Annotated in this window: 22 protein-coding genes; 8 read left to right on the top strand and 14 right to left on the bottom strand. The window is 41.6% G+C overall.

The annotated features are described in order from the left end of the window. The first annotated feature begins 30 nt into the window (after positions 1-30). Positions 31-939 carry an S-layer homology domain-containing protein gene (locus tag ACFQV5_RS11400; RefSeq protein ID WP_379246763.1) on the top strand — a complete coding sequence of 303 codons (909 nt, stop codon included), beginning with the start codon at positions 31-33 and terminating at the stop codon, positions 937-939. 138 nt (positions 940-1,077) lie between these two features. Here ACFQV5_RS11400 and ACFQV5_RS11395 read toward each other — a convergent pair whose 3' ends face one another. Next, positions 1,078-3,192 (bottom strand): ABC transporter ATP-binding protein, encoded by a 2,115-nt coding sequence (locus tag ACFQV5_RS11395; RefSeq protein ID WP_379246761.1) that lies wholly within the window; start codon positions 3,190-3,192, stop codon positions 1,078-1,080. After that, entirely contained in the window at positions 3,193-4,950 is a 1,758-nt protein-coding gene (locus ACFQV5_RS11390) for an ABC transporter ATP-binding protein (RefSeq protein ID WP_379246759.1), read from the bottom strand. A gap of 521 nt (positions 4,951-5,471) precedes the next feature. On the opposite strand from ACFQV5_RS11390, the gene ACFQV5_RS11385 reads away from it, so the two are divergent. Both ACFQV5_RS11385 and ACFQV5_RS11380 read left to right on the top strand, forming a co-directional pair. Continuing rightward, positions 5,472-5,777, top strand: coding sequence for a HesB/YadR/YfhF family protein (locus ACFQV5_RS11385; RefSeq protein ID WP_379246757.1), 306 nt, complete (start codon positions 5,472-5,474; stop codon positions 5,775-5,777). A gap of 51 nt (positions 5,778-5,828) precedes the next feature. Further along, positions 5,829-6,290: an NUDIX domain-containing protein gene (locus ACFQV5_RS11380; RefSeq protein WP_379246755.1), complete on the top strand. Its 462-nt coding sequence runs from the start codon at positions 5,829-5,831 to the stop codon at positions 6,288-6,290. 90 nt (positions 6,291-6,380) lie between these two features. Here the strand turns inward: ACFQV5_RS11380 and ACFQV5_RS11375 are convergent, their stop codons facing one another. Next, positions 6,381-6,884: an ADP-heptose synthase gene (locus ACFQV5_RS11375; protein WP_379246753.1), complete on the bottom strand. Its 504-nt coding sequence runs from the start codon at positions 6,882-6,884 to the stop codon at positions 6,381-6,383. Positions 6,885-7,060: 176 nt separating this feature from the next. On the opposite strand from ACFQV5_RS11375, the gene ACFQV5_RS11370 reads away from it, so the two are divergent. Then, complete coding sequence (locus tag ACFQV5_RS11370) at positions 7,061-8,806, top strand: ABC transporter ATP-binding protein (protein WP_379246751.1); 1,746 nt, start codon at positions 7,061-7,063, stop codon at positions 8,804-8,806. 129 nt (positions 8,807-8,935) lie between these two features. Here ACFQV5_RS11370 and ACFQV5_RS11365 read toward each other — a convergent pair whose 3' ends face one another. The 7 genes from ACFQV5_RS11365 to ACFQV5_RS11335 all read right to left on the bottom strand — a co-directional run bounded on the left by ACFQV5_RS11365 (position 8,936) and on the right by ACFQV5_RS11335 (position 14,105). Further along, positions 8,936-10,237 carry a DUF6080 domain-containing protein gene (locus ACFQV5_RS11365; protein WP_379246749.1) on the bottom strand — a complete coding sequence of 434 codons (1,302 nt, stop codon included), beginning with the start codon at positions 10,235-10,237 and terminating at the stop codon, positions 8,936-8,938. 32 nt (positions 10,238-10,269) lie between these two features. Further along, complete coding sequence (locus tag ACFQV5_RS11360; protein ID WP_379246747.1) at positions 10,270-10,590, bottom strand: EamA family transporter; 321 nt, start codon at positions 10,588-10,590, stop codon at positions 10,270-10,272. Then, positions 10,580-10,918 (bottom strand): EamA family transporter, encoded by a 339-nt coding sequence (locus ACFQV5_RS11355; RefSeq protein ID WP_379246745.1) that lies wholly within the window; start codon positions 10,916-10,918, stop codon positions 10,580-10,582. Before ACFQV5_RS11355 ends, ACFQV5_RS11360 begins: the two co-directional genes overlap by 11 nt. Further along, positions 10,906-11,541, bottom strand: coding sequence for an HAD family hydrolase (locus ACFQV5_RS11350; RefSeq protein WP_379246743.1), 636 nt, complete (start codon positions 11,539-11,541; stop codon positions 10,906-10,908). Before ACFQV5_RS11350 ends, ACFQV5_RS11355 begins: the two co-directional genes overlap by 13 nt. Before the next feature lie 21 nt (positions 11,542-11,562). Further along, complete coding sequence (locus tag ACFQV5_RS11345; RefSeq protein WP_379246741.1) at positions 11,563-12,474, bottom strand: decaprenyl-phosphate phosphoribosyltransferase; 912 nt, start codon at positions 12,472-12,474, stop codon at positions 11,563-11,565. A gap of 167 nt (positions 12,475-12,641) precedes the next feature. After that, positions 12,642-13,085, bottom strand: coding sequence for a DUF441 domain-containing protein (locus ACFQV5_RS11340; protein ID WP_379246739.1), 444 nt, complete (start codon positions 13,083-13,085; stop codon positions 12,642-12,644). Positions 13,086-13,124: 39 nt separating this feature from the next. Next, positions 13,125-14,105, bottom strand: a complete 981-nt coding sequence (locus tag ACFQV5_RS11335; RefSeq protein WP_379246737.1) for a YpdA family putative bacillithiol disulfide reductase — start codon at positions 14,103-14,105, stop codon at positions 13,125-13,127. A gap of 220 nt (positions 14,106-14,325) precedes the next feature. Between ACFQV5_RS11335 and ACFQV5_RS11330 the strand changes: the two genes are divergently transcribed. Continuing rightward, positions 14,326-14,922 carry a DUF2087 domain-containing protein gene (locus tag ACFQV5_RS11330; protein WP_379246735.1) on the top strand — a complete coding sequence of 199 codons (597 nt, stop codon included), beginning with the start codon at positions 14,326-14,328 and terminating at the stop codon, positions 14,920-14,922. Between the two features lie 72 nt (positions 14,923-14,994). On the opposite strand, the gene ACFQV5_RS11325 is transcribed toward ACFQV5_RS11330, so the two are convergent. From ACFQV5_RS11325 to ACFQV5_RS11315, 3 genes are read right to left on the bottom strand one after another with little or no spacing between them, the layout of a single operon-like run. Further along, positions 14,995-15,849: a DUF4097 family beta strand repeat-containing protein gene (locus ACFQV5_RS11325; RefSeq protein WP_379246733.1), complete on the bottom strand. Its 855-nt coding sequence runs from the start codon at positions 15,847-15,849 to the stop codon at positions 14,995-14,997. Then, the gene (locus ACFQV5_RS11320; RefSeq protein ID WP_379246731.1) at positions 15,849-16,397 is read right to left on the bottom strand and encodes a DUF1700 domain-containing protein; all 549 of its coding nucleotides are present in this window, start codon (positions 16,395-16,397) and stop codon (positions 15,849-15,851) included. The genes ACFQV5_RS11325 and ACFQV5_RS11320 overlap by 1 nt, the downstream gene beginning before the upstream one ends. Beyond that, positions 16,390-16,719, bottom strand: a complete 330-nt coding sequence (locus ACFQV5_RS11315; RefSeq protein WP_379246729.1) for a PadR family transcriptional regulator — start codon at positions 16,717-16,719, stop codon at positions 16,390-16,392. Before ACFQV5_RS11315 ends, ACFQV5_RS11320 begins: the two co-directional genes overlap by 8 nt. 286 nt (positions 16,720-17,005) lie before the next feature. Between ACFQV5_RS11315 and ACFQV5_RS11310 the strand changes: the two genes are divergently transcribed. Next, the gene (locus ACFQV5_RS11310; protein ID WP_379246727.1) at positions 17,006-17,164 is read left to right on the top strand and encodes a hypothetical protein; all 159 of its coding nucleotides are present in this window, start codon (positions 17,006-17,008) and stop codon (positions 17,162-17,164) included. Between the two features lie 44 nt (positions 17,165-17,208). Here the strand turns inward: ACFQV5_RS11310 and ACFQV5_RS11305 are convergent, their stop codons facing one another. Further along, positions 17,209-17,448, bottom strand: coding sequence for a hypothetical protein (locus ACFQV5_RS11305; RefSeq protein WP_379246725.1), 240 nt, complete (start codon positions 17,446-17,448; stop codon positions 17,209-17,211). Between the two features lie 386 nt (positions 17,449-17,834). Between ACFQV5_RS11305 and ACFQV5_RS11300 the strand changes: the two genes are divergently transcribed. Both ACFQV5_RS11300 and essC read left to right on the top strand, forming a co-directional pair. Next, positions 17,835-18,146 (top strand): hypothetical protein, encoded by a 312-nt coding sequence (locus tag ACFQV5_RS11300; protein ID WP_379246723.1) that lies wholly within the window; start codon positions 17,835-17,837, stop codon positions 18,144-18,146. 87 nt (positions 18,147-18,233) lie between these two features. Next, a complete protein-coding gene (gene essC, locus ACFQV5_RS11295; RefSeq protein WP_379246721.1) occupies positions 18,234-22,226 on the top strand; it encodes a type VII secretion protein EssC in 3,993 nt (1,330 codons plus the stop codon). The last annotated feature ends 12 nt before the right edge of the window (positions 22,227-22,238 follow it).

Raw genomic sequence — 22,238 nt, 5'->3', positions numbered from 1 at the left:
ATGCGTCAGAGTGAGTAGGAGGTGCAAGTTATGACAAAACCGATAAAGTTATTCTCAGCGTTACTCATCTCATCTTCCATCCTTGGCTTAGGAGCTGGATCAGCAGCGGCCTTCTCTGATGTTCAGGACAGCGCTCAGCTAAAGATTGTGAATTCTTTGCAGTCTCAAGGAATAGTGCGAGGTATTACAGCTGATAAATTTGCTCCACAGAAAACCATTACGTCAGCAGAGGCTGTCCAAATGGTTGTAAAAGCAACAGGTTTGAAGATGCTTCCGAATTTTAGCGGGAAATCGTTCAGTACGGTTCCGGATGAAGCGTGGTATGCGGATGCAGTCAACATTGCGGCCCAGCACGGCTTACCTGTTACGGCCGATACGAAGTGGAACGAGCCGATGAATCGGGAGGATTTTGCAAATCTAGTAGCTACTGCGGTTCAGAAAACAGGGGACTATCCTCTTATTGCGATGTATATTCATGTTGCAGATGAGAACCTGATGAAAGAAAAAACTCGAGGGTCTGTACAATTTTTGCTGCTCACCAAAATCGCAGAGCTCGATAAGAATGATAAATTCCATCCAAAACAAGCGTTGACGAGAATGGAAGCTGCTGAGATGACTCATGCTGCAATGCAGTTTATTGGCAATCACAAGCAAGTGGACATTGATAAATTACAACCGACAGACGAGAATATTTCTGTCCAAACGGTGAAAGTTAATGCTGAGGTAAATAAGATTGTCATTACGAAGGATAATCTTCCACATCCGGGTTATGGTATAGCTGTTACTTCGATTGACTTTGTAAGCGACAAGGAAGCGGTCGTTTATTATAAAATCATTCAGCCGGATCCAGACATGTCGTATCCTCAAGTCATTTCAAAATCATCGGCAGAGACTTTCGTACCATCTAAATATCAAGTCAAAGTTAAAGCCATACAGTAATTTAATGTGGAGCGCATCGCTAGAATTCCGATGATGCAAAACTAATTGTTAAGTGGATATGAAGAGGGAGTCAAAGGTAATTGACCTTTGACTCCCTCTTTGTTCGTTAATGAATCAAAATATCATATCAGAATAATATTAAGTGGCTTCACCTGCAAATTTTACAGCTACACCTGTCGCGACAGGTTCTCTTTCACTCAACGACTGTTGAGATGGAGCCTGTGAACCTTGCTGTAGTTGATACATCTTATAGTAGCGTCCACGTAACTCCATAAGCTCATCATGAGATCCTCTCTCTACAATCTCACCGCGATGGAGAACGAGAATCTGATCTGCGCTCCGGATCGTTGATAGCCTGTGCGCGATAATAAATGTGGTGCGGCCTTTCTTAAGAACCTCCAGTGCATCTTGAATGAGCGCCTCTGTCTCGGTATCGATATTAGCGGTTGCTTCATCCAGGATCAGGATCGCTGGATTAAACGCCAATGCCCGGGCGAAAGAGATGAGCTGGCGTTGTCCTGCAGATAACGTACTACCTTTTTCAATGACAGGTTCGTCAAAGCCCAGAGGAAGATGTCCGAGAAGTCTGTCTGCTCCCACATCACAAAGAGCTTTATTAATCTGATCTCGCGTGATTCGAGAGTCTCCCAGGCTTACGTTGGAAGCGATTGTGCCAGTAAACAAATAGGGATCCTGTAGTACGATTCCCATATGCTGTCTGAGCCACTGCTTCGGGATATCCGTAACGGGCTGGCCGTCAATAGTAATGGTTCCTTTTTGCGGGTCGTAGAAGCGGAACAGCAAGTTGATAATGGAGCTTTTACCTGAACCCGTGTGTCCTACCAGGGCGATCGTTTGTCCTTGCTTCGCTTCAAAAGTGATATCTTTCAGAACAAAATCTTTTTTGTAAGCAAAAGATACATTATTAAACTCTACGTTTCCTAAATAGCGTGGCATTGAGCCGTCCGTAACTTTTTCTCCGGTTTCATCCATAAGCTCGAATACACGTTTAGCAGATACAATAGATGAATCCAGTGCGGCGAGTTGATTGACCATGCCTGTAATCGGCTGGAACATACGGCCCATAAGATCTACAAAGGCGTAAAGTACTCCAATCGATACGATGCCAGCACCATCCAGAGAACCAGCTCCGAAATACCACAATATGACGACAAAAGATAGATTTCGAAGCACGTTAACCAGGTTATGAGTGGTTAGGGAATTCAAATTCAGCATCTTGTTTTGATGTGCCATATAATCTTCATTTAGTGCTTCAAACTCTTCCTGAGTCGCTTTCTGGCGGCGGAAGACACGAATAATTGGCATTCCTTGAATGGATTCGTTAATAATTGCGTTAATCTCACTTAAACGAGATCGAATGATGATGTTATATTTGGTTGCAAATTTACGATAGAGAACGGTCCAGATAACAAGCATAGGAATGATAAACAAACTGATCAGTCCAAGCTTTACATCCAGAAGGAATAGTGCAACATAAACCCCGGTAATGTAGACCATTCCTGAACTGAAGTTAGCAAGTACGGCGACAAATAAATCTTTGACACCCTCTGTGTCATTCGTCACCCGGGATACGACTTTTCCTGCTGGCAGATTATCGAAAAAATATACCGGTAATCGCTGGATATGAGCGTATACATCAGTACGCAGCTTTTGAATAACCCGGTTGGCAGCGGATTGTAGCCAGTACGTGCGAGCGAATACAGTGATCATAGATATAACTAATGCGATGAGAAAGAGCTGCACCAGCTTGTAAATGCCAGGCAATTCAGGCTCGTAGAAAGCAAATACCTCTGAAGTTGACATCTTGACAGCAGGGTATTCTGCATGATCATTTCGATAAGCTATTGTAAATACCCCGTCCTGGAAAGAGCGTTCTCCTTCTGAGCGTATCACTTGTTCGTTAATGAAATAAAAACTTCTTCCGGTTTGGAGGATACGAACCTCCTGTCCTTGATTTTCTCCCTGCTCAAAGCGATCCCCACGTTTATAATGCTTTCCGTTATAGGAGACAGATTGTTCGGTAGATGATGTTTCGAAATAAGGTTTTTCAATACCTAATATATGATTGTCGATCATGTTCTTGGCAATGAATGGACCAGCTAGCTCAGCGGCTACACCGATCGTAAGCATGATCAATGCGGCTATAAATGTTCCTTTAGCCGTTAATGCGTACCGGAATAGCCGTTTGGCAATACCGGATTCACTAGATATCGTTTGATCGGTCGGAGTCAATTAAGACACCTCCTCAGAGGTCAGATTGTTTTCCACTTGCTGACGTTCATATTGTTCACGGTACCAACCGTTATGCTCTAGGAGCTGTTCATGTGTACCTTGCTCAATGACACTTCCTTCGTCCAGCACAACGATCCAGTCTGCATGCTGAACAGCGGATAAACGGTGAGTAGATATCAATGTTGTTTTTCCAGCACGTTTGCTTCGAATGTTATCAATAATTCGTGCCTCTGTACGGGCATCGACCGCGGAAAGCGCATCGTCCAAAATTAAAATTTCCGGATCGGAAATGAAGGCCCGAGCAAGTGACACACGCTGTTTCTGACCGCCAGACAGAGCGACACCCTTTTCTCCAACGAGAGTATCGAGTCCATCAGAGAGGGTGTTTAAATCCCGATCGAATGCAGCTGTTGAAATTGCATCCATAATGACATCGTCAGTGGCGTCTTTTTTCCCGAACTGAATATTTTGTCTGACGGTTTTGGAGAACAAAATTTGTTCTTGCGGGACGTAACCTATCCAGCTGTGCAAGCGGTCTTTCGATAACATTTCGACTGGTACTCCCGAAATAAGAATCTCTCCTGAGCCCATAGGGTATTCGTGCAACAACTGTTTCAAGAGCGTTGATTTACCGCTACCGGTTCTGCCTACTACTCCAAGCGTTTGACCTTTATGAAGTGTAAGAGAGACATTGTTCAGATTATCGACGGTTGAAGTTGGATATCGAAAGGTAACTCCTCTGAACTGAATAGAATCTGGACTTGTTATATCCACAGGTTCTGTGGGGTCTATAACATCCGGTGGAACTGAGAGCGTGTCATTCACACGGTCTAGTGAAGCGTTACCACGTTGCATTATGTTTATCAGTTCTCCAATGGCGAACATAGGCCAGATCATCATTCCGAGATACATATTGAAGGATACGAGATCTCCAAGGGTAATTTGATTCTGGAATACCATGTAAACACCATAAGATAACCCAATTACATAGCTCATGCCGATAGAAAAGTTAATCGTGGGCTCGAATAATGCGTCAACCTTTGCAACAGCTAGATTCTTACGATATACATCGTCGGTTATTTCTTGAAAACGGCGTTGATCCTCACGTTCTTGAACATAGGCACGGACAACACGGATCCCGGCAACGGACTCCAGTACCTGGTCATTCATGACACCGAAAGCATCTTGAGCAGCTGTATATCGTTTATGTATTGCTTTACCGTAAATGACCATACCAATTGCAATAATCGGAAGTGGTAATATAGCTGCCAACGTAAGCTTCCAGCTAATGATAAATCCCATTGCGAATAATATGACAACAAGATAAATCGTTGAATCGGTCATGACCAGCATGCCGAAGCCTGCTGTCGCAGCAACGGAGCGGAGGTCATTGGTTGCTTTTGCCATCAAGTCCCCGGTTCTGTTCTTCTCAAAGAATGGTGGAAGCATACCAAGTAGATGATTCATATAACGTGTGCGGAGTAAGCGTTCTACTAGGTTGGCGCCTCCAAAAATACGGTGCATCCATATGTATGTAGCTAGATAGATGACAGCGACGATTCCCATAATCATAAGCAAATATTTTGCAAGTGATGCCCATGATATCGAACTGCTTACGATATCATCAATGGCATTTCCGAGCAGGAGCGGCGGAAGCAGCTCAAGCAAGCCGCAAAAAATGAGGAAGAATAGACCGATGAGGTATCTTTTCTTCTCGAGCTTGAAGAACCATCCCAAATTTTTAAGTACAGCAAACAAAATAATCCCTTCCTTTCGTAAAGCCGGGTAAACTCAGTTCGCAAGTTAAACCAAAAAAAGCATATCATCCCGAAAACGGACGATATGCTTCAATCATTAACTATCATTCGCGCGGTCTAGTGACGACAACCGTGCGGAAGAGATACGTATAGTTCAACATAAATTCTGTGAACATACGTCAGAATTGAGGGGGCACCGGCTGGGTGTCATCAGTATTCAGTTGTAAGAAATTATCCATAGGACGATGAGCATAGACAATGAACAGATTGAACACCATAACCACCCTTTCGTTTTGAATTTACAATATATTGAAGAACTCGTATGGACTGAATTTTAACACCGATAACCGGAAATTGTCAAACCTAAATTTGGTAATGAAAGGAAGACAAGCAAAAATAACATGTTAGCCGTTTATTTCGAAAAGAATTGTAACCCTGTACAAATATGCGTTATGATACTTATAAAACCTAAAGTCATTGACCTGGGAACTAGACAAATACCTCAAAGGGGAGTGTATTAGCATGATAATTGAAGTCAGCAATGAGGCGGCGCGTTGGTACAAGAAAGAATTGGATCTGAACGCCGGTATGTTTGTTCGTTTCTTTCCGCGTTACAGCTCCGGGGGCGGACTGCATCCTGGTTTTTCACTTGGTATTTCCGTGGAAGAACCGCATGATCCTGGGATTACGGAGCAGGCAGAAGATGTAACATTTTACATGGAAGAACACGACATGTGGTATTTGCGGGGATACAATCTTCATGTAGAATATGAAGAATCCTTAGATGATATTTCATATGTGTATAAAGAAGAGGGTGCAGCGAAATAACGAGATCCAAGAATTCGGCGCACGCTATCTAGGGGAAAGGAGGTTCCCAGGATGAGCGTATATCACCGTGATGTTCGTCAGTACATTGCCAAGAAGAGTTCGATAGGTGTAAAGGCGGCTGTAATCGTACTGAACGACAATGGAGAGATTTTGCTTCTGAAACGTCATGGAAGAGACGAATGGGGCGTTCCAATAGGCAGTATGAAACCCGGCGAATCGATGCAGGACACTGCATCCAGAGAGCTTTGGGAAGAAAGCGGTCTTATTGCGGATGATATGCGGTTACTGGATCTGTTATCAGGCCCACAGTATGTCAAAAAACATCGAGGCGGGGACGAAGTGTATTTTGTAATCGGTGTTTATGAAGCCCAAGGGCTCCGCAGTGCGATCGATCTGCCTGTTGATAGTGAAATATCTTTAAAATACTGTGATGTGGACAATTTGCCGACCATGGATAAGATTTCTGTCATCTTGATGGATACGATCAAAAAACAGATAGATCTCAAGAAGTGATCTGTTTGACGGCAATTCCTTCAGGCGGCTGAGGTTCCCCGTAAGGGGAATTTTTTTTCGTGCAAAATACCCCTGATATCGGTCAAGGTTTTATGAGCTTGACTGTTCTAAAGCAAAGTCGAAATCATCGATGTCGTAAACTTGAATGGGGATAGATGAATCAATAATTCGTTGAATGAATTCATATTGATCTGTAAGAACAGGAGCTTGGATGCGCTGAGCTGTCATTAGAAGCTCTGTTTCCACAGGATCGAATAATTCACCATATGGTGCTGTGTCCATCGCGTTAAGTATCGTTACTAGTGTTGTTTCAGTCAGTGGTATAGAAGGACTTTTCGCCCATGGCACTTGTAATGCACGATCAATTTTCTTCTTGTTAAGCGGCTCTTCGAAATACCGAATAAGCTCATTGATTTTAGTTCGAACATGATGATCATCTGGAGGGGTATGCATGAGCGGTTCCTCACTGCTCTTGAGCTCGTACAGTTCCAAGACAGTCTTATATGGGATGATGTATTCTACGGGTTGTGCTGGTAATAGAAGCTGACCATAAATCGCAAGCATGACAGCTTCGGTGACAAAAATAGTGGACATGTTATTCCTCCTGCGGGTACTACATTTATTAATGAGTTTAAAGATAATAAAGCACTGAAGCAGGGAAAAGTCAACAAGTAGGTAAGTTACGGGTAATAAAGGTGTAGGCTTTTGAACAGGTTGAATCTTACATACCGCAGCTAGAAGGATGCGTAAGGAAGGAGTCGTTATTGCTATTGAAGTCATGGAAAATTTATTATCCTTTTGTTAAACCTTATCTCAAGTGGATCATACTAACGCTCTTCATCGGGATGATCAAATTCACGATTCCACTGTTGCTGCCGATGATTATGAAATACGTGGTTGATGATCTTCTTATTAACTCTCAGATGGACATACAACAGAAATTGGACCAGCTGATGCTTATTCTCGGGGGAACATTAGTTTTATTTATTGTTGTACGTGGTCCGGTGGAATACTTGCGGCAGTACTTTGCCCAGTTTATTACGAGTCGAATCTTGTTTGATATGAGAAATCGACTGTATGCTCATCTTCAGCGATTATCACTCCGATATTATCAGAATACAAAAGTGGGAGAAGCGATTTCTAGGTTTATTAATGACGTGGAACAGTCGAAGAACCTCGTCGAAGTCGGAATGATGAACATCTGGCTCGATATGTTTACCCTGATATTTGTCCTGATTGTTATGTTCTTTATGAATCCGATCTTGACTCTCGTTGCTATTTCGGTTTTGCCGCTATATGCGATTGCGGTTAACCTTTTATATAAGCGACTCAAAAAATTGACCAAAGATAGATCCCAAGCACTTGCGGGAATACAGGCTTATCTGCATGAACGGATACAAGGGATATCGGTCATCCGAAGTTTTACGCTCGAGCGCTACGATCAGAAGAAATTCGAGAGCATTAACGGAAATTTCCTGAAAAAAGCGATGGCACAAACTCGCTGGAACGCTTTGACATTCTCAATTATTAACACCCTAACCGATATCGCACCGATTCTTGTCATCGGTTATGGTGGTTATCGAGTTATTCAAGGTGATCTTACGCTGGGTACCTTTGTTGCGTTTTTCGGTTATTTGGATCGACTTTATGCTCCTTTACGCCGGCTGATCAATTCATCGACTGTACTAACCCAAGCAACAGCTTCATTGGAGCGTGTAAAGGAATTGCTCGATGAACCGTATGATATCGTGGACGCGCCAAATGCCAGAACATTATCATCGGCAGGACGGATCGAGTTTGATCATGTGTGGTTTAAATATAATGAACAAGCGGACTGGGTACTTAAAGATATTAACCTAACGATTGAGAAGGGGCAGACCGTTGCTTTTGTAGGGATGAGCGGTGGAGGTAAATCCTCTCTGATCGGTCTTATTCCAAGGTTTTACGATGTTCAAGAAGGCAATGTTAAGATTAATGGTGAGGATGTAAGAGAAGTAACACTGGATAGTCTTCGAGGCTCTGTAGGAATGGTTCTGCAGGACAACTTCCTGTTTAGCGGATCTGTCCGTGAAAACATTTTATTCGGTAATCCAGATGCGACGGAAGAAGAGATCGAAGCTGCAGCGATGTCAGCGAACGCTCATGAATTTATAATGAATTTGCCACAAGGGTACGATACCGAAGTTGGAGAGCGGGGCGTGAAGTTATCTGGTGGACAGAAGCAACGTCTGGCGATCGCGCGTGTATTTCTGAAGGATCCAGATATTTTGGTTTTGGATGAGGCAACTTCAGCGCTTGATTTGGAATCGGAGCATCTAATTCAGCAAGCACTTCAGTCGTTATCAACAGACCGGACGACGTTGATCGTGGCTCACCGTTTATCTACCATCACCCATGCGGACATGATCGTTGTGCTTGAGAACGGACAAATTACTGAGCAGGGAACGCATATTGAATTGATGGAACGTAACGGAAGTTATGCAAGGCTGTATAATGTGCAGCATCTAGAATCATAGAATAACTTTCTCGTATGTATGAAATAGAAAAATCGCCTTTGATTGTGATGGACGTTGATCATGTCCACTCGATCAAAAGCGATTTTTTTTGTATATCTGAAGTTTGAATTACAAGTTAATTCATAAAATTTATTTCTCCAGCTTCGGTAGTACATTCGTATATGAGGATTGGATATAATCTAGACTTGAAATATGTTTTACGATGTTGTTCGCTAAAGTAACGAGCAGGAAGATAGCGACGATTCCAATTAAAATTCTTTTCATAGTTGTGTTTCGTATACCAGAAACGAAACTTGCTGCAAGAATAAAGAATGCGAATAGATAATGGCCAGCATAAAGATATAAGTCATATGCGTAAGCGCTCAGTCCGAAGCCCACAACAATATGTAGAAGCAACGCGAACAGTATGTAGGTGGATATGGACCATGTCTCCCGAGATTTGATTCCTTTAATAAATCCAAGCACCGACATCAAGATAAGTCCAATGCCGACAACACTGACATACACGGGATAAGGTTTGCTTAAATCCGTAGCGAAGGCTGACAAGCCTGGATCGATTAAGGCAATGTCTGGTGTCAAAATAGGACTGATGATCAGCATATAAAATGCTTTAGCATGGTGGGCGAATGAAAATGAAGTCACATATCCTAGAGCGCCATTTGATAGTCCGCTAAACACATTAGACACCCAAGTTTTCCCTGAGAATAGTAAATATTGCACTGCAGTGAATCCGATGATCATCAGTAGTGCGCTGATCATAATCGACATAAATCGCCGGAAGGTTCTTTTCTTATGAATACGATTAAAAAGACTAAGGAATAGTGCACCAGCAAATGTAACCACATTCGTGGATGTGATCCCGAAATTAAGTAGCGTAAAAGAGGCATTTGGAATCATAGGAAACGACTCTTCAGCCCGGCACTTCTGTAAATATGCAGCTGATAGAACGATCACAAATTGAGCATACGGGTAGGAGTCTGGGATGAAAGATGTAAAGATACTGTACGAACTAACTCCGAAAAAAGCTGAGAACAATAGTGAGACTACCCGATCTGAACCGCTTCTGCGCAACATGAAAAATACAAGGATGGTCGTAAGTGCGTTAATCGCAGATTGCAGCAGCAGAAATAGCATATTACCTAAAGATTGACTTGATAAGTATGTCATCGGGCCGGAAAGGAAGTTGTAGAACGGATGAATGATCGTTCCTGTCGCATTTCCATATTCCATGGATGGATCAAAATTAAATAGATTTAACGAAAAGGGTGCGCCGTAAAATGGACTATAGACACTTAACACATCTGCGTTATCTTTTATGTATTGTACATAAGGCATGTTCAGGCAAATGTAGAATAGACAGAAAATGAACCATAAAAAGAGCGCGATATAATTATCTTTCTTGTCTCTAAAAAAATAGCTGTTAAAAGTCATGTTTAACCACCAGTCTCCGAATTTTTAAGAATCTACCAGATCAAGAGTAATAATCCGGACATAATAAAGAAAACACCTGTAATTTTAATAATGCCAATCGATTCTTTGAAAATGACTTTGGCAAATAACAAAGCCCAGAGAAAAGTTAGGGCATTAGCCGGCATAACGATGGTGTAGGGCAGCTCTTTTAATAAATAAATATTTAGCAAAGCGCCGATTCCATAAGATGCAAAACCGGTGAGCAGCAGAGGGATTTTCTTCTTAGAAGTATATCCTTTGAAAAACACACTGCCTAATGAGCCGAACAATGTCATCACAAGCAGAAGTGTATACAATAGAGGATCATTTTTCATAAGAGGTTAAAGTCACCCCGATTCCTAGGAGGACAACCGCCGCCGTCTTTTTAATCGTAATGGGCTCTCCAAGAAACAGGTCCCCGTAAAATAAAGCAACAATATAACTTATGCACATTAGCGGGTAAGCAACAGAGAGTTTTTCGAGCGCTAATGATTTGATCATGAATATAGCTCCTAATCCATAGCATATAAAGCCGATAGCCATATAGATCAGGTTGCTATGTCCCCATTTCCAGAACAGTTGGCCAGTGGCTGTCAGAAACGCAGACACAATCATTAGCCATTTACCGATATGGCGGTGCTTACCTTGGTTTACAAGCTCCATGTTAAACCCTCACATCCCGCTGTATGTTTATAACAATTAATCATATACTTTTGGTTCACTAATTCCAGCATGGGCATATCAGATATGGAGTCGGAGTATGCGCAGGAATGTTCATAATCGACTGTTATACCTTTTTCTGTCAAATATTCTTTGATGCGAGCTACCTTTTCTTCGCCCTTACAATTGTTCCCTTCGATTACATGAGTGAATCGTTCGCCTTGCATCGTCAACTTGGTACCAATGACACCATCCACAACATCAAGCTCTTCAAAATATTTCATATATGCGTAGGGTGAAGCTGTAACGAGGAGGATATGATATCCTTCCTTTTTTTTGTTCATCATTTCTGCCAGAGCTTCTGGGTAAATATAAGGCTTAATCATCGTATCGAAGAAGTCTCTCAAATCCTGTTCATTCATATACTTAATAAATCGAAAATAGGAGCTCTTTGCTGTTTCAGCTTTCATCAACTTCAGCTTATATAACACGGAATAGATAACGATGAGAAATAAATGATAAACGGAAGAAGGTTTCTTTTTTAGGCCATATCGTATAAATTGAAACATCGAATCCTTATGAATAATCGTTTTGTCTACATCAAATAAAGCGATCTTTTGGGTCATAGTTCATACCTCATTCGTTATTTATTCAAAATAAGCCAGAATCCCGATCACGCATATAACGTAAATGAGTACTGTCACTAATATATGTCTGTCCTCAAACAACACACGGTCAGGGGCGCCGCCTTTTTTCTCAATATGAATCAGATAGAGATAACGAAACATCCCATATATAACAAGCGGAATGGTCCACATGAGATGGATGGTTCTGCCTGATGTGAAGGTGAAGAGCGAATAACTGATGATGGTTGCGGTCGTTACGATTCCACTAAATTGATCGAGCAATTCGAGGGAATAGTGATCCAGTACTTTTCGGTGGGAGCCTTTATCTTCTTGCAATAGTACAAGCTCGTGTCGTCTCTTGCCAATGGCAAGAAAGAGGGAGAGCAGCATCGTACACAATAAGAACCAGGGTGTAAATGGTACGTGAATGACTAAGCCACCTGCAATCGCTCTGAGTACAAATCCTGCTGCGATGATCATGATATCAATAATGACAACGTGCTTTAAACGAAATGAATAGGCAACATTCATCAAAAAATAACATCCGAGGAGTACGGTAAACAGCGGATTTAACAGTGCTGAGGCTGCCAGTGAGCCAATTAATAGTATCGCACCAAATATGAGAGCAAGGTTTGGATTCAATTGACCTGATGCCATGGGACGATGCTGTTTTACAGGGTGATTGCGGTCGGCTTCACGGTCGCAGTAATCATTTATAATGTAAACACAACCGGATATGAAGCAGAGTAGGAAAAATCCTGCGATCGTATGAATAAGCGTAGCTGCATTAACTGTTTCAAATGAAAATAATGGAGCAGCGAAAATAAGCAGGTTTTTTGTCCATTGCTTTGGTCTCAACTGCTTCAATAACAGCATTGGCGTTTGTTGATTAAACGCTGATTTTCTAACAGATTTACTATTGGGGTGGTGCACGTTTGAAGCCTCCTATTAACTGCATAATATGTTATTTATATATGGATATTTAAGATGATTTTCCAAATATCCTTGTTATCATATCATAAATGGATAAGTAATGAATAAGAGGCTATCCTCTTAGGTCTTGGAAGACCTATCGGGATAACCTCATGCTTTTTACGCTTTTAAGATTTTCCGATCAATAGTGATAAGATTCCAGCTGCAATAAGAGGCCCGACAGGAACACCGCGGAAGAGTGCAACGCCCAGTACTGTTCCAACTAATAGACCGGCAACAATTGTGGGGTTAGCCCCCATCAATGTGACTCCTCGACCACCTAAGTATGCCACAAGCATACCTACGCCGATTGCGAGCAGGGACTTCCAGTTAAGGAAGGACTCTCCTATGACTTGAAGGCTCATTTTTCCGCTGGCGAGAGGAGACATTACGCCAATAGTCAGAATAATGATACCAATGGTAAGCCCGTACTTCTCTAACCAAGGGAAAGCTTGCTGAAAGCCCGTTACTCGGATGAGCAGCAGGGCTATCATGGCGATGGTTATAGTTGTGTTACTACTTATAATTCCGAGTGCGGCCAAACCCAAGAGGATGAGTGAGGTGACATCCATTGTGTACGCCAACTCCTTTGATGAGTTAATAAATATGCGTTATGACGACTTGGTCACAAGATGTTCGGCGATTAAACGACCATGTATTCGTCCGGTTTCGATAAATACTTCATTCGCATTTCGTCCGGATGCAATAACTCCAGCAACATACAGACCGGGTACAGTCGTTTCCATTGTTTCAGGATTGAAACGCGGCTTCTCCATCTCTTCGTCAAGTTCTACACCAGAAGAAGCAAGAAGCTTACGATCTGGCCGGAATCCTGTTAATGCTAGGACGAAATCATTCTCAATGAATTGCTCAGTTCCGTCTTGTGACGCAATAGTAATAGAGTTTTCCCGAATTTCCGTTACGCTAGACTCCATATGAAGCTTAATCCGGCCTTTATTTACCATGGCTTCGAAAAGAGGTCTTACCCATGGCTTAATGTTCTCGGAAACCTCCTTGCCACGGTAAATAACAGTTACTTCTGCGCCTACTCGAATTAATTCCATTGCCGCATCCACGGCTGAATTGCTCCCACCAATGATGGCAGTTTTCATACCCGCATATGGATGAGCCTCCCGGAAATAATGAGTTACTTTTTCCAAGTCTTCACCTGGAATGCCAATATAATTCGGATGATCAAAATATCCAGTAGAGATCACGACATTTTTAGCTTCGCGATAGCTTTCTGTACCGCTTCGTTTGCGAGTATGCACTCGGAATGTTCCGTCTGGAAGCTTCTCAATCGAGGTAGCTTCCTCATACGGTGAGATGTTTAGTTTATAATGCTCTGCAACTTTGCGATAATATGCGAGCGCTTCGTCCCGATACGGTTTATCGTTTGATAATGCGAATGGGACATCTCCGATTTCAAGCATTTCAGCTGTGCTGAAAAACTGCATATGTGTTGGATACAGATAAATGGAGTGAACTAGATTATGTTTATCGATTATTTCTGTAGACAGTCCCCGCTTACCGCATTCGATAGCTGCGGACAATCCACATGGGCCTGCACCGATAATGAGAACATCTTGCATGATGAACCTCCTTATGTAATAAGCGTATGTGTTGATAATCAGCAATAATAATCCTACCGCAATTATGAAGATAAATCCACAATGCAGCGGCTGCTGTCTTATGATTCATATTTTCCCAAATAAACATTGACTTGATTTTCCAATTTGATTATCATCAAATTAGATGTTCGTCAAATTAGATTTGCATCTTAATTCTAATTACAGAAAGGAAGGTTTCTTGATGCAGCTAGAGAAGATCGTCAATGTCCATAAAGTGCTTGGTGATCCAAACCGGATGAGAATTTTAATGCTGCTAGGAAGAGGGGAACTGCACGGGCAAGCTTTAGCTGAGAAGTTGAGCCTGTCACAGCCTACGGTTACACACCATATCTCAAAGCTTCGTAATGCTTCATTAATTTGTGAGCGAAGGGACAAGAATACAATTTATTTTACGCTTAATACAGAATTCATACAGCAAGTTCACGAAGCGTCTGTCACGTTTATATTTGGTAAGGAAGGAGAGGAACAAGCATTGGAGACAATAGATACGAAACTGAAGACGTCTGTCATTAACAACTTCTTTAAAGAAAATGGCAAGCTAAATCATTTGCCGGCACAATACAAGAAAAAGCTAATTGTGCTCGAGCATTTAGTTCAGAAACTCCAGCCTGGGAAGCAATATCAAGAGAAGGAGATTAACCATTTTATTCAGCAGTTTCATGAAGACTATGCAACGATCCGTCGCGAGTTTATCATGCATCAATTTATGTACAGGGATAACGGGGTTTATGTTCTAAATCCACAGGAGATGTGGAGCAAATGGGAAGAGGTAAAATAGTATAAACCACCTTCTTGGAATGGTTTTTAGACCAAAACAGGAAGGTGGTTTTCATCATATGCTACAGATTAATTATTTTTTAGAAAGACGAACATCAATATCTCCCGATTTCGTGTCTGCGGTAATCTTTTGTTTACTTTCATTCAGGGATATCGGCGTATTCACTGAACCGGATAGAGAACGTGCTTGATATAAACCATTAAACTCTGGATCAGCTGCTATATCGATATTGCCTGATATTGAAGTTGCAATGATTGATGATAAACCATGCTGTCCTACTGAAATATTACCTGAAAGGTTCTCAATCGTTACATCCCCTTCTGTTTGTGTTAGATCGACATTTCCGGAGCGATTTATTACGTGAATGCCAGCAATGAGATTACTACCCTCAATATTTCCAGACATAGATTCCAGCTTTATTTCATTCGCTAAAAGGTCAGAAGCCTTGATGTCACCTGATGCAGAGGAAATCTTCATGTTTTTAGAGGAGGCGTTGTGTAACGAGATATCCGCTGAATAGGTGGTAATATCTAGAAGGTCTAGCTCTGATCCTTGCGGGAGCATTACATCAATTTTACCCTTCGGAGAATTGAAATTTACGCTGAAGAATTCAGAAGTATTCGGAGGAGTCAGATCAATGGAGAATTCAGAGCCACCCAGGGTCAAGCTATTAAGACGCTCAATGACTTCAGGATGCATATTTCCTTGGAATTTCACATACCCCTCATTACTGCTGCCAGTTGTGAATGAAATATCCATTTTGTAATCACTAATAATTGATAGCTTCTTCAATTCATTTGCCTGAAGTGCCCAGGTCTGATTGTGTTCAGGATAAGCATCGGAGAACTTGAATTTATAAGCAGCCATACCGACAACCCCGACTAGAATAAAAACAATTGCCGTTGTTAACAGAAGTTTATGTTTCATTACAGGGACCGTCCTTTCAACATGTGAATATTCCACTTGAAATACCCTCGAATCATTACCCATAGACCGATGAAAACCCAGCGCACAACATAAGTGAGCAAGATACCGACACCTATGAAGGATATCGACATGAACAGTTTTGCAGGATAATAGGTTCCATTATATAAATAATCAAGTAACACGAGTATCGGGCTTAATATAGTTGCTGCACTACCAACTGCTAAGGCAACTCCTCCAGTACAAAGAGCGATTAAAAAGGGAAAGGCTACAAGTCCACAGAAAAATAGACCAATCCCAATAAATATACGCCCTAATGCTCCATGCTCGCGCTGATTTAGAACAGGCGTATCTGTAATTCGAACACCGAGAGCTTCTCGAGCTATTTCAAATGGGTCACCGAGTTCACGGGCAATTTCTTCTTCAGTGCGACCATTTTGCAAACCAAACTGAAAGTGGGATTCCACATCATTTAGTAGCTCATTGCGTTCATCCGGCTGAAGTGGTCTAAGCCTCGTTTCTAAAATGGATAAAAATTGTTTTTTATTCATGCGTCTGTCCTTCCTCAATTAAATTAGTGACATTACTTACAAATGCTTTCCATTCTTTAATCATAGCGTTCATGTAAATCTCTCCGCTGTCTGTCAGTTTGTAATATTTACGAGGGGGGCCTTCGGAAGATTCCTGAAGATATGTCTTGCAGTAACCTTCGTTTACAAGTCTGCGCAAGAGAGGATAGAGCGCGCCTTCGGCAACTTCGATGTGTCTCGAAACGGACTGAGCTAGTTCATAACCGTATTGGTCCTTGCGATGGATTAGCACTAGCACACATAACTCAAGAACACCTTTTTTAAACTGAATACTGACTTCCAAAGACGGTACCTCCGATCTGCGTTAGGAATTGAATAGTGAACAGTACTAATCATTATTCATTAGTTGGTTTGAGAATATCATATGGTACTGATTAATGCAAGGTACTGAACACCATTTTTTATTCAATTCACATGGAAAGTCGTTATTATCTGAAGTTTGCAAGCAATCGACACATCCGGAATATTATGGTATTTCAACGTTTAACTTAAAATGGGTGAGGTTAATAGAAATTACGGAGGGAAGGGGAATTATTTCTTATTCTACTTTTAAAAAAGGAGTGAACGGCATGTCCATTGATCGCTTTATATTAAAGAAGCTGGACAGCTGCGAGGAAATGCACACTCGTCTTAATTTGGTCAGACTGTTTCAGATTCGGATCTACAAAGCCCAAACGGCTGAGGAAACGTTATTATCTCATTCTTATGGAAGACTAGAGCATGAATAAAGAAACAATGAGTTTATATGAAAACAAAAAAGGGCTATCCCCCTTTAAAAGAGAGATAGCGCAAGAGAGTCGTTTTCACTTTTGCTGTGAAGAATTGCCTCGGACCCCTCAATTTCAATGCTTATGAGTGAGTTCAGGCATTTTTGCAGCGCCTTTTTACCATTTCTTATTTTATGATCAAGTGCGCTAGTTAAGAGCTTCAATACTTTTTGTACCGGTTGTTTGTTCTCTGTTGTAAAATATACAGGTACTGGTTTGTTTTGAAACATAATGAGTGCTTTCATCAAATCACCTCACGAAAAGTCTTGTTTCATGATAATTGCATTATAAACTGCCAATCTTAAAATAACCTTAAAATCAAATAATTAATCAAAATAGTAATTTACGAGAGTGACATTTTTGTGAACTCTCTTTTTTATGCGTAAATATTTGTGCTTTTCGTGAAATTCAGAGCTGTTTTTCCGTAATAAATTCATTTTTTGGTTCTTTTTAACTACATTTATAGCTAATAGAATAGGAAATAGGTATTATGACACAAATTGACAGGATAGACTTGGTAGTGATACAGTTACAATACTGTAACTATTTTTCAATCATATGCTATAGGTGTTCGGCTCTTTCATAGGGAATACTCTACCATTACGATATTTAGAAGGGCAGGAAAGGTAATATGATTATTACAGTGATTTGCGGTCGCAATGAAGGCGATTGGTTTGACATTGAAGTTCCGGACGACTGTTCGGTTACCCGGTTGAATGAGTTGCTTGGAATACGACTCTTTAATGAACCGTCCAGTCCAGGAGTACAATATATATTGGAAGCAAAATTTCCTGAAGGTTTGTGGTTTACGGTGAAAGAGGGAGCGGGAATTGTTGAGGCAGGGATAAGAGAAGGATCATATATCAGATTGCAGCGTGCTTTCTCAACAACGACAGAAGAAGCTCCAGTCTATGGACGAAGAATATTGTTTCAAGAGACATAGAAGTGGGTAAGTAGTCTATTGGTTTCTATGAAAATCAAATACATAGTGAATTTCACTTGATGTTTAGTATAAAAGGGGAGGGCCAAGATGAACGTCTTGTATCAACGTTCGCCACGGATAAAACCAGCTTTACAAATAGAAGAGATGGAGATACTTAGACCCCCTTCTGAACCTAATAAACCTTCATTTTCAATGATTTCGATTATCATTCCGATTATCATGACGGTAGTTACGATTAGCTTTTACGTCTATTTGAATATAAGTGGCAAAATGGGCCAAAACGTCTTCATGATGTTTCAAATGCTGTCCATTTTTATGATGTTGACCTCCTATACTTTGCCCTTCTTTATGTATTTAAGCAATAAGAAAGTGTATAAACAAAAACTAGCAGAGCGAAACCTTAAATATCGAACTCAGCTTGATTTACACCGTGAGGAATTGAAAGAACGCCAGCATAATCAAGTGGAAATCATGTATGAGATCCACGGAGATCCTGATGTGTGTTTTCAGATCGTGAAGAACCGAAGCAGCTCTCTATGGGAAAGGTCACCGGAAGAGACTGATTTTCTTGATGTTCGAGTAGGTAAGGGAATGGTAAAGTTTCATGTACAAGTGCGGGCACCCAGAGCTGACGGATACGAGAAAGATCCACTAATTGAAGCAGCGCAAGAGCTTGCTGATGATTTTCAAACAGTTGATGATGCTTCAATTACACTTCCTCTATTTGAATCTAAAGTTATCGGTGTCGTTGGGGGAAGAGAGAATGTTTTAAATACATTACGCGTGATGATGACTCAAACGGCTGTCCGTCACTCTCCTGATGAAGTGAAAATAGCTGCGTTTTATGAAGAAAAGGAAGCCCATGAATGGGAATGGCTGCGCTGGCTTCCTCATACATGGGATGATGATCGTACTTCCAGATATTTAGCTGATCGACGCAGCAGTGCCCATCAGCTTGCTGATGAAATTTTTATGCAATTGTACCGTCGTAAGAACAATAACTCGAATTACGGCAGTAAATCGATTGAAATACCGGCTTATATTGTTGTTTTGTCGAGCAGTCAGTTGATTGAGGAAGAACCTCTTTTGCCACTTCTGCTTGAAGATGGTGAAGCGGTAGACGCGGTCACGATTATATTGTCAGATCGCAAAGAGAATCTGCCGATGCATTGCCAGCTAATTGTTGAGGTGGAGAGAGAGCAATCGACTTATACAATTAAAAAGAATGGATCCGCTTTACAACAGGTGTTTAAGAACGACTGCATTAGTCGTGAACAGATGGAAGCGTTGACTCGTTATATGGCACCAATTCGTCTTAAACGTTCATCCGCTTCAGATATTCCTGCGGTACTTACCTTGTTTGAGATGATGGATATAGACAATATTTCAGAACTGGATGTCAAAGGACGTTGGCAGAAGAATCGGTACCCTGATACTTTGCCTGTTCCGATGGGTGTTAGAGCAGGGAACAAGAAGATAAATTTGAATCTGCATGATAAGATTGAACGTCATGGTCACGGGCCGCATGGATTAATAGCCGGTACGACTGGATCGGGCAAAAGTGAAGTTATTCAATCTATCGTCGCTTCTCTTGCTGCAGAGTATCATCCTCACGATCTAGCATTCATGCTGATTGACTATAAGGGTGGAGGCATGTCCAATACATTCCTTCATTTACCGCATGTTGTAGGTACGATTACAAACTTGGATAACAACCTGATCGAGAGAGCTAAGATTTCATTAAAGGCAGAATTGGTTCGTCGTCAAAAAATATTAAATGATGCAGGAAATCTGCAGCATATTGACGAATATTATAAAGTTCTTAGAAATCGCCCTGCCAAACCGCTTCCGCATCTAGTTATTATCATTGATGAGTTTGCACAACTTAAAAAGGATCAGCCAGAGTTCATGGATGAGTTGATTAGTATTGCTGCCATTGGACGTACTCTCGGAGTACACTTAATATTGGCTACTCAAAAGCCTGCAGGTGTGGTCGATGACAAGATTTGGAGTAACTCACGTTTCCGAATTTGTTTGCGTGTTCAAAGTGAGGGAGACAGCCGTGATATGCTGAAGATCCCCAATGCAGCATGGATTAATAAGCCTGGTCGCGGTTATTTTCAGGTCGGAAGCGACGAGGTATTTGAAGAAATGCAGTTTGCTTGGAGCGGAGCTCCTTATATAGAAGAGCAAGATACTGAAGGTTTGATTGACATCCGGGAAGTACGATTAAACGGAAAGCAAGAACCGATGCTTGCCCGTGTGAACGATTTAGGAGTTCATCATGATGAGGTTCCAAAGCAACTACAAGTATTTATCGACCGAGTCTCGAAAATTGCACAAGAAGAAGGGATCGAGAGATTGCAAGGACCTTGGCTTCCGCCATTACCAGATATTTTAGATTTAGATGACGTTCTATCTTCGACTGAGGATTCTTCGGTGTCTACGTTTGGAGAAGTACCCCTTATTGCTCATGTGGGATTGGTTGATGATTTGCCAAACCAATCTCAGAGACCACTTATATTGAATATGGAACAGGGACACTTTGCAGTGTATGGTATGCCGGGATTAGGGAAAACAACCTTTATTCAGACGCTTCTAATGTCACTAGCGAGACAGCATACCCCTGATCAATGGCATGGATATATAATCGATATGGGACGAATGATGCGCGATTTTTCTGGTTTACCGCATATCGGTAGTGTTATGACTGCTGAGGAAGAGGATCGTATCAAACGTTTATTCCGATTTTTAACGAAAACAGCTGGTTCAAGAAAAGATCTCATTGCTGACGCGGGCGTGAAGACCATTGCCGCCTATCGTCGAGCAATGTCTCTTCATGTTCCTCAATTGTTGATTGTTATTGATGGATATCTCAATTTTCGGAATACATATCCGGACGAGAATGATATGCTTGAGTATCTGCTTCGTGAAGTAGGAAGCTTGGGCATGACTTTTGTAATTTCGGCTAACCGAATTTCGGATATGTTTGAAAAAGTTCGAAGCAATATATCCCAAGCGGTATCTTTTGAACTTGCGGATCCTGCAGACTATTATTACGCTGTAGGACGTCCTTCTCGAGCCCCAAGCCAGCTCCCACCAGGAAGAGGGCTTATCAAAGGTCAAGTTCCGCCGCTCGAATTTCAGACAGCTTTATCGGCCTCAGGGCAGGATGAAGGGCAACGCTCGTCTGAATTGCGCCGTTTGATTGCTCAAATGAAAGGCACCTGGAGTGGTGAGGTCGCTGCTTCTATCGATCCGCTGCCGGAGAAAATTGCTTTGTCTGAACTTCTAAAAATGGATCAGCCATATGAACACATTAGCAGATCCGCAAGGTACCAGGTTCCCATTGGACTCTCAACAGATGATCTGGCACCGTTCTTAGTTAATCTGCAGGAAGGGCCCCATTTTATCGTAGCAAGTCCGATGGAAGGCGGGAAAACCGCATTTCTTCTGAGTTGGATGTTGTCACTTGCATATCATTCGTCGCCAGATGAATTAGAAATATATACGGTTGATACAAGATATGGAAGCAGTGGACTCAGTAGATTAAGTCATCTGCCACATGTAAAAGGTTACGCTGAGAATGAAGAGGATATGGCTCCGTTCATTTCAGAAATATACGAAAAAGTACAAAGTCGTACAAAAGAGAGTGATGATCCTGCGATTCTTTTGTTGATTGATGATGCAGATGTGATGAGTAAGCAGCTAAATGATTTTACGATAAAGGAACAATTGTCTTCAATTGTGCGGCTCGGTAGGGACCGTAAAGTGCATGTTGTGCTTTCTGGTGTGCCAGCTGATTTTCCAACATATGGTGTAGATTGGTTTACTGACGTCAAAGCGTCACAATCTGGATTTTTATTTGGCACGCTAGATTCTAATGATTTATCGTTCTTTAGAATCCCTTTTTCGGAATCCACAAATAGTCCAGGAGGACTAAAAATATTACCGCCAGGTCAAGGGTACTACGTTAAACGGAAGTTTTCCAGAATTAAAGTAGCAGTTCCGTACGATGAGCAATGGAACGCCCAAAAATGGATCACAGAAATTCGTGACCGATGGCATGTTGTAGTTTGAGGGGAGGTGGCT

This window comes from Paenibacillus sp. GCM10028914 (assembly GCF_042666275.1).
Lineage (GTDB): Bacteria > Bacillota > Bacilli > Paenibacillales > Paenibacillaceae > Paenibacillus_AQ.
This window is presented reverse-complemented; position numbering and strand designations above follow the sequence as displayed.

What these genes read in the sequence shown, in the direction of transcription:
- ACFQV5_RS11300 (WP_379246723.1), top strand. Translation starts at nt 17,835, where the DNA reads ATGATTATTACAGTGATTTGCGGTCGCAATGAAGGCGATTGGTTTGAC.
- ACFQV5_RS11340 (WP_379246739.1), bottom strand. Translation starts at nt 13,085, where the DNA reads ATGGATGTCACCTCACTCATCCTCTTGGGTTTGGCCGCACTCGGAATT.
- ACFQV5_RS11325 (WP_379246733.1), bottom strand. Translation starts at nt 15,849, where the DNA reads ATGAAACATAAACTTCTGTTAACAACGGCAATTGTTTTTATTCTAGTC.
- ACFQV5_RS11380 (WP_379246755.1), top strand. Translation starts at nt 5,829, where the DNA reads ATGAGCGTATATCACCGTGATGTTCGTCAGTACATTGCCAAGAAGAGT.
- ACFQV5_RS11360 (WP_379246747.1), bottom strand. Translation starts at nt 10,590, where the DNA reads ATGAAAAATGATCCTCTATTGTATACACTTCTGCTTGTGATGACATTG.
- ACFQV5_RS11355 (WP_379246745.1), bottom strand. Translation starts at nt 10,918, where the DNA reads ATGGAGCTTGTAAACCAAGGTAAGCACCGCCATATCGGTAAATGGCTA.
- ACFQV5_RS11335 (WP_379246737.1), bottom strand. Translation starts at nt 14,105, where the DNA reads ATGCAAGATGTTCTCATTATCGGTGCAGGCCCATGTGGATTGTCCGCA.
- ACFQV5_RS11350 (WP_379246743.1), bottom strand. Translation starts at nt 11,541, where the DNA reads ATGACCCAAAAGATCGCTTTATTTGATGTAGACAAAACGATTATTCAT.
- ACFQV5_RS11400 (WP_379246763.1), top strand. Translation starts at nt 31, where the DNA reads ATGACAAAACCGATAAAGTTATTCTCAGCGTTACTCATCTCATCTTCC.
- essC (WP_379246721.1), top strand. Translation starts at nt 18,234, where the DNA reads ATGAACGTCTTGTATCAACGTTCGCCACGGATAAAACCAGCTTTACAA.
- ACFQV5_RS11385 (WP_379246757.1), top strand. Translation starts at nt 5,472, where the DNA reads ATGATAATTGAAGTCAGCAATGAGGCGGCGCGTTGGTACAAGAAAGAA.
- ACFQV5_RS11310 (WP_379246727.1), top strand. Translation starts at nt 17,006, where the DNA reads ATGTCCATTGATCGCTTTATATTAAAGAAGCTGGACAGCTGCGAGGAA.
- ACFQV5_RS11305 (WP_379246725.1), bottom strand. Translation starts at nt 17,448, where the DNA reads ATGAAAGCACTCATTATGTTTCAAAACAAACCAGTACCTGTATATTTT.
- ACFQV5_RS11320 (WP_379246731.1), bottom strand. Translation starts at nt 16,397, where the DNA reads ATGAATAAAAAACAATTTTTATCCATTTTAGAAACGAGGCTTAGACCA.
- ACFQV5_RS11365 (WP_379246749.1), bottom strand. Translation starts at nt 10,237, where the DNA reads ATGACTTTTAACAGCTATTTTTTTAGAGACAAGAAAGATAATTATATC.
- ACFQV5_RS11375 (WP_379246753.1), bottom strand. Translation starts at nt 6,884, where the DNA reads ATGTCCACTATTTTTGTCACCGAAGCTGTCATGCTTGCGATTTATGGT.
- ACFQV5_RS11330 (WP_379246735.1), top strand. Translation starts at nt 14,326, where the DNA reads ATGCAGCTAGAGAAGATCGTCAATGTCCATAAAGTGCTTGGTGATCCA.